This window comes from Candidatus Neomarinimicrobiota bacterium, from assembly GCA_022567655.1.
In the GTDB taxonomy this organism is placed as follows: Bacteria; Fidelibacterota; SORT01; order SORT01; family SORT01; genus JADFGO01.
In genome coordinates, this window is sequence record JADFGO010000068.1 from 1 (window position 1) to 11,452 (window position 11,452).

An 11,452-nucleotide genomic window follows, 5' to 3' on the forward strand; every position below is an offset into this window, starting at 1 on the left:
GTCTTGTTTTTCATTTTCGGAATTGCCGTTCCCCTCGGCTTGGTCAATGCGCCGGAGTATGAGCAGCTGCTGACGATCACTCAAAATCCTATAATACGAGTATTTATTTTTGGGCTGATTTCGGCCATGATGAAATTGGTCGATTCTCCCGTAATATTTCTGTAATCGTAATCTCCGTCTCCGAATAGGAGGACATAAAAAGGTTTCGGTTCGCTCCAATTTTCATAAGCATATTTGATAAAATACCGGAGCGCCATCGGGTCTGTCTGTCCCGCAGAAAACTCATTGATAACGTCATCCACGTCGAAAACCAGTGTTTTTAACCTATCGTCCGGTTCCGTTTCGGACGTTCTATATTGTGCGAGCCGGTCGGCGGATTCCCTGAAATCTTTATGGGTTATGATTATATAATCCGCCTGCAATCCTTCTATTCTTGCCTTTGGTGTATCGAAACCTTCCACTAATTCGACGTCGGAAACAGCCAGGTACTCAGCGGGAGTGGCTGCAAAATATTCGCTTCTCTGTCCGAAATCTGAATTTTCCTTCCAGGTCAGTGATGAAGAGGTAACAGACGAAGGGATAATCCTGTATGTCTTCTCCAAATTGGAGACGTTAAAAACATTGAAATCGTTTGTTGAGAACCCGTTTGCGGTGTAACTGATTATTCCATCGTTTATCGGACTGAAGAAATGCAGGACGTCTGATTCCGCGGTAAGTTCTCTCGTGTACCGGATTTCGAGCCAATCCAGATACCCCTTTGACGGATTGTCAACTCCCTGAAATTCGAGAGTGAAATTATTCAAGCCCGGGTTGAGTATGTTGCCGTCAATTGTAGTCTGAGTGAAAGTGGGCTGGAAAAATCTTACATAATTTGTAATAAGTATTGTGGTTCCGTCCAGCTTGAGCAGGAATCTCCCTCCGAAGTCTCTATCTTCAATGCCGCTGCGGACACGCATCTTGAAATTGGCAGGTTCGCTTTTAACCAGGTTATTGAGGGTCAGGGGGAGCTGGCGGGACTCAAAAGTTCCTGAAAGGCTGACACCGAAGAATCCGGTCCCGCTCCGCAGGAAGTTGATGAGCTCTTCCTCATAGTGAAGGTAAGCCTGGTACCGAGTAACTACGGCATCCGGCGTGCCGTCTGCTGATGGCAGCGCCGCCATTTCTTTTCCGGACGGTTCGCCTACCGGCGCAATGTTAAGCCAGTAAACAGAAACAGTTGAGTATGGATTTTGTATGAATCTGATTTGCGCCTTGGAAGTATCATATTCAAATCCCGAGGGTCCTTTTCCGTAAAAAAGAATTTCATCGCCCGGATCGAAATCCCCGTCTGCGTTGTCGTCTATTCGCCAAACGGGCATTTCCTTGAGATTCGGTTTGACTTCCGCACCGGTTTTCCCGTTCATGATCCTTCCTTCGAAATAAGGCGAAAAGATTTTTATCCTGTTGAACGCGGTACCGGTGATGTTGACACCGAAGGCTTGAAGATCAGAGTCGGTGATCCTATATATCCCATCCTCGCGAAGCGTCATCCTGTACCAATCACCGGGACCCGACTGAGTCCCTTTTTTGAGAGATTTTGAAGCGGAATGTTCTTTTAGCCATTTACGGGATTGTTCAAAATTCAGGATCGCCGTCCGGTAAAGTTCCTCTTCCGCCGGAATTAATTTTGTTCTTCTACCGCCCCGGACAGCTCTCCCAAAATCGATCCGAACGGTTACTTCGTTCAACAAATTCAAGCCGGTGGGCGATTTGGAGAGGTCGTATGGAGCGATGATAACGTTAAATATTCTCTGCTGGCGAAAATATCCGGCATCTTCGATTCTAACCGTTTTAACACTCAATTCGGAATACGGCATTATCCCGGTCTCGTCCAATTCAAAGACCGGAATGCCGTCGATTCTTTTTAATCGGTTGGGACGACGGGAGAGTTCTCCCTTTAAAAATCGTCCCCCCTTTTTCCCTACGTTAGAGATCATAGGAGTCGCATCCTCCGGAACACCAATGGCGAAAACTGCCACAGGCAGAGAAGGCTCGCCGGCGCCTCCGCTGACGTCCGATTCGCCTAAAAACGAGAGATGAATCTTCCCGGAAATATTCCTGCTGACCCTGAAAACAGGCTTAAGTGTCAGTATTATTCCGTCTTCGAGGTATTCGACCGAATAGGGTTTGGCGCCTGATGAATTGGCAGGAGCAGCCTCTTTGGCAGAACGAGGCACAATTTGAAGAAGCAACAGAAGAATTAGCGTGATCACGAGATCTTTCTTTCTCTTACGCTAATTGAAAAATATGAAAAGAATATGCGGTCTATTATCCGTAGTCTGCAAACAACCTGCAACAGAAACATTCCTCCTCCACTATGTATAATGATTCAGTTATATCTCTGTAGCAGTTTTCCGTCTTTCCTCAAGTTGATTAATCAAATATATCTCAAACGTTTTACTAAATCAAGTGCGCATAGTTCCGATAAACCCGCCGGTAAATTTGAACGCATGAGGGAATCTAAATTTTAGCTCCCTTAATATATGTAATTTGGTTTACATTATACTGATCTGTTTATCGGAGATTAGATACGAGTAAATGATTTTAAATGAAAGTTAGGGATGCAATTAATTGGAAAAACTGATAAAAGAAATTCTTGAGATAATCGGAGAAAACCCGGAGAGGGAGGGACTTTTAAAAACTCCAGCGAGAGTATCCGAGTCGTTTAAGTTTCTTACAAAAGGGTATAAGGAAAACGTCGAGGAAGTATTGAACGGAGCGCTGTTCGAGGAAAAATTCGACGAGATGATCATACTCCGCGACATCGATATCTTCAGCCTCTGCGAGCATCACCTACTCCCTTTTTTCGGACGATGCCACGTAGCGTATATTCCCGACGGAAAGATTGTGGGTTTGAGTAAAATACCGAGGATAGTAGAAATATTCGCGCGCAGGCTGCAGGTTCAGGAAAGGCTGACCATGCAGATTGCAACAGCCATTGACGACGCCGTAAATCCGCTCGGAGTTGCTGTGACCATCGAAGCGACTCATCTCTGTACGGTCATGAGAGGGGTCGAAAAACAGAACACGGTAGCTATAACCAACTCGATGCTCGGAAAGTTCAAGACCGATTCAAAGACAAGGTCCGAATACCTCTCAATGCTGAACTCGGATAAATAACCTCTTAATTTATCGCAGCTTTGTTTCATGACTCAAGATTACCTGAAAGAAATTGAGGCTGACGGAGAATTGCGGATTTTATTCAGCGGGGGGATAGAAAGCGCTCTGCTTATAGGGGAAACGACAGAATCTGATCTTGATCCGGTTCCCGTTTATATTTCTACGGGGACTCGTTGGGAGGAAGAAGAATTATCCGCAGCAAAGAATTTCCTTGAAGCATTGCGGGTCGGGTTGTCAAATAGTCTGGTCGTTGTGAGGAGGGAGCAGTCCGCATTAAACGAACATTGGGCTTATGGCGGAGCCGGGTATCCGAAAGCTGGGTCAGATGCGAGTGAACTGAGAATTCCCGGCAGGAACAAGATGCTCCTTACCGAAGGGGCGAATATAGGAAACGGTTCAGCGCCGCTGAGTTTAGTCATCGGAACGACTGCGGATAATCCCTTTGAGGATGGGAAGCCGGACTTTTTTGCTGAGATAGAAAAGGAGCTGTCAAATGAACTGCGCCGTAACGTCCGGGTTTACGCGCCTCTGCTCAATTTGGGAAAGAAAGACGTAATAAAGAGGGGAGCGCGTTTCCCTCTGCAGCTTACTCTTTCTTGCATTGCTCCCGTTCATGGAAAGGCATGCGGGATATGCATAAAATGCGCCGCAAGGGAGAGCGCGTTCAAGGAAGTAGGATATAATATTAAAATAGAAAGCGAGGAGATAGATGGCTCTTAAAATTGGAGACAAAGCGCCGGATTTTAATCTGAAGAATACGAATGGAGAAGAGGTCAGTCTCACCGGATTGAAGGGAAAGAGAGTGATCCTTTATTTCTATCCTAAAGACGATACGCCCGGATGTACGGTCGAGGCGTGCAATTTTAGAGACGACTATGATCTTTATCAGGAGAAAGACGCTGTGATTCTCGGTGTAAGCCGGGACGGAGAGGAATCTCACAAAAAGTTTACCGAAAAGTTCGATCTCCCTTTCACGCTCCTTTCTGATGAAGATCATTCGGTGGCGGAGAAGTACGGAGCGTGGGGGGAGAAGAGCATGTACGGCAGGAAGTATATGGGCATATTCCGCAATACCTACGTGATCGACGCCGAAGGGAAAATTGAAATGATCTATGAAAAGGTGAAACCTAAAGATCACAGCAAGGAGATCCTTGAACTGATAAAATGATCACGAGCACCTGTTATACTGCTTTGATATAATATTTCGAACCCTACTCAAAAAGATAAATTCGGAGGATAAAAAGACTTGCAAGACATCATTGAGTATGGTAAAATACCCGGCTATGAGTGAGTTATAGAATATGTTTGAGCAACTTAGCACACGGTTTACGGAAATATCGAGAAAGCTCCGTGGATTAGGGAAGATATCGGATAAGAACGTGGAAGAAACACTGCGTTCGGTTCGTCGTACCCTCCTTGAAGCCGACGTCAACTACAAGATAGCCAAGGAGTTTACGGAGAATATAAAAAGGAAGGCTCTCGGAGAGAAGGTCGTCAAGTCTATCTCTCCCGGTCAGCAGTTCGTGAAAATAATATACGATGAGCTGATAAACCTTATGGGGGGAACGAACTTAAAGGAACCGGTATTTGAAGGCAGCCCTCCGCACGCAGCGCTCATAATCGGTTTACAGGGCTCCGGAAAAACCACTTTTGCAGCCAAATACGCCAACAGGCTGAAGCAATCGGGCAAAAATCCGCTGCTGGTTGCCGCCGACGTTCAGAGACCCGCCGCGGTGGAGCAGTTGAGCCAACTCGGTTCACAGATCGAAATCGATGTATATGCGAATGAGAGCCAGAGTCCCGTAAAACTTTCCCGGGATGCTATGAAGGAAGCGAAAAAGAAGGGCAATGACGTCGTAATTATTGATACAGCGGGAAGACTTCAAATTGACGAAGAGATGATGCAGGAATTGAAACTCATCAAAAATGAAGTACAACCCGGGTTAACACTGTTTGTAGCCGACAGCATGAGCGGACAGGATGCGGTAAACGCCGCGACTGTGTTTGCTGATGAAGTCGGTTATGACGGGGTCGTGCTGACGAAACTTGACGGTGACGCCAGAGGCGGCGCTGCGCTCTCTATCCGCGCGGCGACCGGAAAGCCGATAATTTACGCAGGAACCGGAGAGTCTCTCGATGCTCTCGAACTCTTCCACCCGGACCGCATGGCGGGAAGAATACTCGGCATGGGGGACGTTGTCTCATTGGTTGAAAAGGCGCAAGCCGTTGTCGATACGGAGAGCGCTAAGAAGATAGAAGAAAAACTGAAGAGTCAGACGTTCACTTTAGAGGACTTTTTAAGTCAGCTTCGAAGCATCAAAAAAATGGGTCCCCTCGGTGACATTGTGGGGATGATACCGGGTATCGGAAATAAGGTAAAAGATTTGGACGTAGACGAGGGAGCGTTAGTCAAAACCGAAGCTATAATTCTCTCGATGACGGCGGATGAAAGGATAAGACCGGGTATCATAAACGGCAGCAGGAGAAAGCGGATATCAAAGGGCAGCGGGACATCGTTGAATGACGTTAACAAAGTCCTGAAACAATTTGCACAGATGAAAAAAATGATGAAACTGTTCGGATCGGGAAAATTACCTAAGAACATGGGTATTCCCGGACCGGGTGTTTTTACAGCGTAACAATTTCAGAAGGAGGTTTAATTGGCGGTAAGGTTACGATTTCGAAGAACGGGTAAGAAAAAGCAGACCCATTTTCGCCTCGTGGCGGCGGATGCTAAGTCAAAACGGGACGGGAGATTCATAGAAACGCTCGGTCACTTTAATCCACGGCTCGACCCGCCGACGGCGGTGATCAACGAGGAACGGGTATTTTACTGGATCGGCGCCGGAGCAGAAATGACTGAAGCGTTCCACTCGCTAATGAAAAATCATGGACTGCTTCTTAAATATGAGTTGATCAAAAAAGGTGTGTCCGAGAGTGAAATAGAAGCAGAGATGCAGAAGTGGGCGATGTCCCATGATCTCCGGCAGCAAAGGAAGGCAGATAAATCCGCCAAGAAGAAGAAAAAGAAAGCGGAAATGACGGCAAAAGCCGTTGAAGCCGAAGAGGCGGTCGGCGAACCTAAATTAGAAGAAGTCGTAGAAGCTGAAGTCGAGGAAGAAGCCGCTATAGCGGAACCCGGAGAAGCTAAAGAAGAAGAAAAAGTTCCGGAGGAGGTTTCAGAAGCGAGCGAGGCTGTCGTTGAAGCGGAACAGGAAGCAGTAGCTGAGAAAGTAGACGCCGAGAAGAGCGAAGCTGCAGCTGTGGATGAACCGGCTGCTGAAACGGTCGAGGCGAGCGAACCCGAGGAGCCGAAAGCGGAAGAAAAAACGACGGAGGATGTTGAAGAAACGGCAACAGAAAAGGCAGAAGTTAAAGAAGAAGTAGCTGAAGAAAAACCGGAAGAGGCGGAAGTCACGGAAGAAAAACCGGAGGAACCGGAAGATAAGACATCTAAGGATGAAGAACCGGAGACGCCGCCGGAAGATACCGGGGAATCGGTTGAAGAAGCAAAAGAAGCAGAACCGGTAGAAGAGGCGGAGAAGGAAAAAGAGGCTGAAGCTCAAGTTGAAAAAACTGAGGATTCGGCTGTAGTTGCCGAGGAAGAAAAACCGGAAGAAGAGAAAAAAACTGACGAAGCGATTGAGGAGGAACCTGCTGAGACGACCGAAAAGCTGACAGAAGCAGCAGCGGAAGAAGAAGTCAAGGATAAACCGGCTAAACCTGTGAAAAAGAAAGAAACCGTAGCGAAGAAAGCTCCGGCGAAAAAGAAGGCTGAACCTAAACTGAAAAAGGCGGCTCCGAAAAAGCCTTCCAAGTCTGCAAAAAAAGAGCCGAAGAAGAAACCGGCAGCGAAAAAACCGGCAAAAGCTAAACCGAAAAAAACCGAGTCATAGGACGACAGCAAAAAGTAACGAACCGATATGGGAGAGAAGATAGACGGAATGGAAAATATTGATTTTTCAAGCGAGCATGGCTTTGTGGGCACAGTCCAGGGAGCCAAAGGATTAAAAGGAGAATTGAAGATTGGCTTGCTCACAGCGCACCCGGCGCATCTTGCGAACCTCGAAAGCATCTATTTAAAGATCGACGATTCTCCCTCAACGTTATATACCATAGAAAAAACAACCTGGAAAGGCTCGAAACTTACCATTAAACTGCATGGAATTGACGACAGGAACACCGCCGAAGCTTTGCGCGGCGCAAAACTGCTGGTTCCCGAAGAAGCAGCATATCAGCCGGGAGAAGACGAGTATTTCGCGGAGGACCTTGTCGGTATGGAAGTCGTGGATACAGAGGGCACGATTCTCGGAAAAATAAGTGAAGTGCTCAATTATCCCGCACACGACGTGTACGTCATATCGGGAGGCAAAAATGAGTTTCTGGTGCCGGCAGTCCACGAGTATATAAGAGAAGTGAACGTGAACACGGGGCGCGTGATGATCGCCGTGATTGACGGGCTAATAGACTGAAAGCATGAAAATAACTATCATAACACCGTTTCCGGAAATTCTCTCCGGACCGCTCAGCACAAGCATATTGGGGCGCGCGGGTTCTAACGGTATTGTCGAATACAACGTGATAGATTTGAGGGAATTTGGAAAAGGCCCTCATAAAAAAATAGATGATTATCCCTTTAGCGGTGGACCGGGAATGGTCATGTTGGCGGAGCCTATTTTTGAGGCGTTTGAAAGCGAATTTTCCGGCGTTAATGCAAATCTAAAAGTTATATTGCCTTCCCCTTCGGGTGTAAAGCTCGATCAGGAGCTTTCGAAAGAATTGTCGAAGGAAAAGGAGCTTGTATTTATTTGCGGTCACTACAAGGGTGTTGATGAAAGAGTCGTCGAATCATTGGTGACCGATGAGATATCAATCGGGGATTATGTGCTTTCTGGGGGAGAGATACCGGCGCTTGTAATCATAGATTCGATCGTCAGGTTGTTGGATGGCGCGATAAACGATCCTGAATCAGCCGAAACGGATTCCTTTTCTCACCCATTGTTAGACGTACCGCACTATACGAGACCGGCAAACTTCAGAGGCATGGAAGTACCGGAGATACTCCTGTCCGGCGATCACGAAAAGATCAGGCGCTGGAAAGATGATATGAGATTGCAAAGAACCAGAGAAAGACGAAGCGATCTCCTGCGTGGTGATAAGAGTTAATTTGATTTATAATTGGGAGAGTTTTGATATGAACAAGGTCAGCGAATTCGGAAAATCTCAGATGAAAGATGATATTGTTGATTTCAAAGCAGGAGATACACTCGAAGTTGATGTCAGGATCAGGGAAGGGGAAAAAGAGAGGACTCAGAAATTTGAGGGCGTCGTGATTCAGATTCGAGGGGAAGGTTTGAATAAAACATTTACCGTTCGGAAGGTCTCCGGCGGAGTAGGAGTAGAACGAATATTCCCACTGCATTCGCCAAGCATAATGGGAATAAAAAAGATTAAGAGCGGGAAGGTCCGAAGAGCGAAGATCACCTATCTGCGCAAACTTCGCGGTAGAGCGGCCCGCATCGCTGAAAAAAGGGATAATTAGTTTCTGATTCCTGATGTCCTGAACGCAAGCTCATCTTGATTTTTACTTGCCGCTTTTGATAATGAGTTCAGGGCGGCGATTTATATTTCATCCGATAATATTCAGAGTAACCGCAGCTTGGAAGATAAAAAGCTAAATAAAGAAGAGATAAAGACGCTGGGATTTGCCTCTACGGCGCATTCTCTTGTTCACGCCTTTATGCTGATATATCCGGCTGTTCTTCTGCCGATAATGAAGGAATTTGATTTAAGCGTCACCGAAGCAGGTTTTCTCGGTACGATCTCCTACCTGATGTTCGGACTCGGCGCTATCCCCGCAGGATGGCTGACCGACCGATTCGGTTCACGGGGACTCGTGTTGATATGCCTTGTCGGGTCCGGAGCAGCTGCCGTTGTGATCGGATTATCGCACAGCTATTCAGTTCTCGCTATGGGACTTCTATTTCTCGGAGGATTTACGGGATTATATCATCCAGCCGGTCTTGCGCTGATTTCAATGAAAATCAGGAACACGCCCAGAGCTCTCGGATATCATGGGATTTTCGGAAATATCGGGCTTGCCGGAGCACCTCTAATTGCCGGTATGCTTTCCAGCACAGGCGATTGGCGGGACGCATATTTTTTCTTTGGCATAATATCCGTTATAGCGGCTATATATTTTATCATTTTTCCGGTCACAAAAAAGAAAATGAGTGATAACAGCGCCAACCAGAATGAGCCGGAAACACTTTTCCCGGAAGTAATAATATTTTTCCTAACCTCGGTAGTGTTCGGATTCATCTATCGTGGGGCGTTGACTTTTATGCCGTATCTTTTCTCCTACGGAGTGACTCTGTGGGAAAGTGTCGACCCTATAGTGATCGGAGGCAGCGTTACAGCAGCAGCGCTATTTGTAGGGATGCTTGGTCAATGGCTTGGCGGACGCGCAGCCGAAAAGTATTCGCTGACCCGTGTCCTTATAGTTCTCTGGTTGTTCATAACGCCCGCCTTGCTCCTTATGGGAACTTTCAGTCAATATCCCCTGATTTTATCGGCGTTCGTGATGACGATCTTCATATTTGCCGGACAACCGGCCGGTAACACGCTGTTAGCGACATATATCTCCATGAAAAGCAGAGGAAAGGGATATGGTTTGAATATAGCAATCGGATTCGGCTTGGGTTCGTTCGCTCCGACCATCTGCGGTTATATTGCCGAACGAAGTTCGATAGGCGATGTATTCATATTCCTCGGTCTCATTGCCCCTATCGGAATAGGACTAACCTGGTGGCTGACTGTTCTCGAACGCAGAAGGAAAACAATCTCCTGACCCTTCTCGTTCTTTGGGATGTAAGGGACGCAGATCTGCGTCCCCTACGGCGTTCGACACAATTTATTTGAGCAAGACCGTGATCTTCGTCTTGACGAATCAGTCAGCTGACGGACTGACTGCCACACAATGTAATTGACTAAAATTACCGCTAAACCTATCTTTTGAAATCGTTCTTAAATTAACGACTCAACGGAGTAATGAAATGAAATATAAGCGAAATGTTTCCAAGTTTCACAATAGACTCGTTGCTGTTGCACTTCTGATTATGGTTGGAGTGACGGTAGCTTACGGACAGGAAAGTACGGTAGCTTCAGATGAACTTCAGGCTCAATCTATCGGGTTACAAGAGTTTCTAAACCAGCTGAAAGAAAAACACCCATTGTTCGAAAAAGAAAAACTGACCTCTGAAATATTTCGAACAGAGCAAAAAAGTTTAGCGGGAGTTCAAGACTGGAACTTTGCTACTTCTATCGGCTACTTTTCCAAAGAGCCTGTCATAAATTTTTCCGGTCCCGATAAGACGATCGGCGGTTCCTTTAACGGTGGCATAGAGAAAATATTTTGGCGTACGGGTGGGCGATTATCAACAACTCTTACTACAACAAGCCTGAAATTTACCCTACCGGATTTACCAGAATTTGCAGCTTTCCCCACCGACTGGTATCAAAGCGAAGTAGCTCTTACTTACATCCACCCTCTTATGAAAAATCGAAAAGGCTTCCTCGACAGGTTGCAATATAATCTCATGCAATTCGATATTGACGCCTCAGAGATCAATGCTCTTGAAAATGAGGAAAACTTTCTTACAGAATCCGCAAGTAAATTTCTTAACTGGGTATTCCTTGTCGAACAACGGAATATAATTGAAGAGCGCCTCAACCTAAGCAGAACCGAGCTCGAACGAACCGAGCGTAAAAGAAAAGCCAATCTTGTTGAAAAGGTCGATCTAATCCGTGCGGGCGACGCTGTCCGGATCGCGGAGCAGAACTTGTTCCTGACTGAATCACGGTTAAAGGGACTGAAAGCCGAGTTGGCTGTCCTTACTCAACAAAATGATTACGATAACATAACCCCCAAGTATGAACTTTACATTACGGAACCTCTTCCGCCTTTGGATGAAGTCAGCGCAAAAATTGAGTCAGACTCACGAATTGTTAGAATTCTTAATATTCGTATTGGACAGTTAAATCTCGCCCGAAGGGGGTTCAAAGAGACCGCTAAACCGAATTTAGGCTTGGTCGCTCAAATAAGTAAAAAAGAATTGGACGAGGGTTTGGGTGGAAGTTTTGGATTGGAAAAGACAGACGCATTGGTAGCGCTTCAGTTCAGTGTTCCATTGGGAAACAACAGTGCGAAATCGAATATTAACAGGACCGACGTACAAATCTCACAACTTCGAAGTCAGGTGAAAGAAGTGGTTATCGGATTGACATCCATAGT

General features: G+C 46.3%; 11 protein-coding genes. 10 read left to right on the plus strand and 1 reads right to left on the minus strand.

Annotated features, from left to right (window positions below):
• Positions 1–80 precede the first annotated feature (80 nt).
• Positions 81–2,252 carry a hypothetical protein gene (locus IID12_07575; protein MCH8288949.1) on the minus strand — a complete coding sequence of 724 codons (2,172 nt, stop codon included), beginning with the start codon at positions 2,250–2,252 and terminating at the stop codon, positions 81–83.
• 358 nt (positions 2,253–2,610) lie between these two features.
• Here IID12_07575 and folE point away from each other — a divergent pair, with 358 nt between their 5' ends.
• The 10 genes from folE to IID12_07625 all read left to right on the plus strand — a co-directional run.
• Positions 2,611–3,159: a GTP cyclohydrolase I FolE gene (gene folE, locus IID12_07580; GenBank protein ID MCH8288950.1), complete on the plus strand. Its 549-nt coding sequence runs from the start codon at positions 2,611–2,613 to the stop codon at positions 3,157–3,159.
• 27 nt (positions 3,160–3,186) lie between these two features.
• On the plus strand, positions 3,187–3,879 hold the full coding sequence (locus tag IID12_07585) for a 7-cyano-7-deazaguanine synthase (protein ID MCH8288951.1): 693 nt from the start codon (positions 3,187–3,189) through the stop codon (positions 3,877–3,879).
• Positions 3,869–4,327, plus strand: coding sequence for a thioredoxin-dependent thiol peroxidase (gene bcp / locus IID12_07590; protein ID MCH8288952.1), 459 nt, complete (start codon positions 3,869–3,871; stop codon positions 4,325–4,327). The genes IID12_07585 and bcp overlap by 11 nt, the downstream gene beginning before the upstream one ends.
• A gap of 133 nt (positions 4,328–4,460) precedes the next feature.
• Positions 4,461–5,798 carry a signal recognition particle protein gene (gene ffh / locus IID12_07595; GenBank protein ID MCH8288953.1) on the plus strand — a complete coding sequence of 446 codons (1,338 nt, stop codon included), beginning with the start codon at positions 4,461–4,463 and terminating at the stop codon, positions 5,796–5,798.
• A gap of 21 nt (positions 5,799–5,819) precedes the next feature.
• Positions 5,820–7,055, plus strand: a complete 1,236-nt coding sequence (rpsP, locus tag IID12_07600) for a 30S ribosomal protein S16 (GenBank protein MCH8288954.1) — start codon at positions 5,820–5,822, stop codon at positions 7,053–7,055.
• Between the two features lie 27 nt (positions 7,056–7,082).
• The gene (gene rimM / locus IID12_07605) at positions 7,083–7,631 is read left to right on the plus strand and encodes a 16S rRNA processing protein RimM (protein MCH8288955.1); all 549 of its coding nucleotides are present in this window, start codon (positions 7,083–7,085) and stop codon (positions 7,629–7,631) included.
• Positions 7,632–7,635: 4 nt separating this feature from the next.
• Positions 7,636–8,325 carry a tRNA (guanosine(37)-N1)-methyltransferase TrmD gene (gene trmD, locus IID12_07610; protein MCH8288956.1) on the plus strand — a complete coding sequence of 230 codons (690 nt, stop codon included), beginning with the start codon at positions 7,636–7,638 and terminating at the stop codon, positions 8,323–8,325.
• 28 nt (positions 8,326–8,353) lie between these two features.
• The gene (rplS, locus tag IID12_07615) at positions 8,354–8,701 is read left to right on the plus strand and encodes a 50S ribosomal protein L19 (GenBank protein MCH8288957.1); all 348 of its coding nucleotides are present in this window, start codon (positions 8,354–8,356) and stop codon (positions 8,699–8,701) included.
• A 117-nt stretch (positions 8,702–8,818) separates the two neighbouring features.
• Complete coding sequence (locus IID12_07620; protein ID MCH8288958.1) at positions 8,819–10,009, plus strand: MFS transporter; 1,191 nt, start codon at positions 8,819–8,821, stop codon at positions 10,007–10,009.
• Positions 10,010–10,214: 205 nt separating this feature from the next.
• On the plus strand, positions 10,215–11,452 hold a 1,238-nt coding region (locus IID12_07625), incomplete at its 3' end, for a TolC family protein (GenBank protein ID MCH8288959.1).

What these genes read in the sequence shown, in the direction of transcription:
- IID12_07585 (MCH8288951.1), top strand. Translation starts at nt 3,187, where the DNA reads ATGACTCAAGATTACCTGAAAGAAATTGAGGCTGACGGAGAATTGCGG.
- bcp (MCH8288952.1), top strand. Translation starts at nt 3,869, where the DNA reads ATGGCTCTTAAAATTGGAGACAAAGCGCCGGATTTTAATCTGAAGAAT.
- ffh (MCH8288953.1), top strand. Translation starts at nt 4,461, where the DNA reads ATGTTTGAGCAACTTAGCACACGGTTTACGGAAATATCGAGAAAGCTC.
- rimM (MCH8288955.1), top strand. Translation starts at nt 7,083, where the DNA reads ATGGGAGAGAAGATAGACGGAATGGAAAATATTGATTTTTCAAGCGAG.
- trmD (MCH8288956.1), top strand. Translation starts at nt 7,636, where the DNA reads ATGAAAATAACTATCATAACACCGTTTCCGGAAATTCTCTCCGGACCG.
- rplS (MCH8288957.1), top strand. Translation starts at nt 8,354, where the DNA reads ATGAACAAGGTCAGCGAATTCGGAAAATCTCAGATGAAAGATGATATT.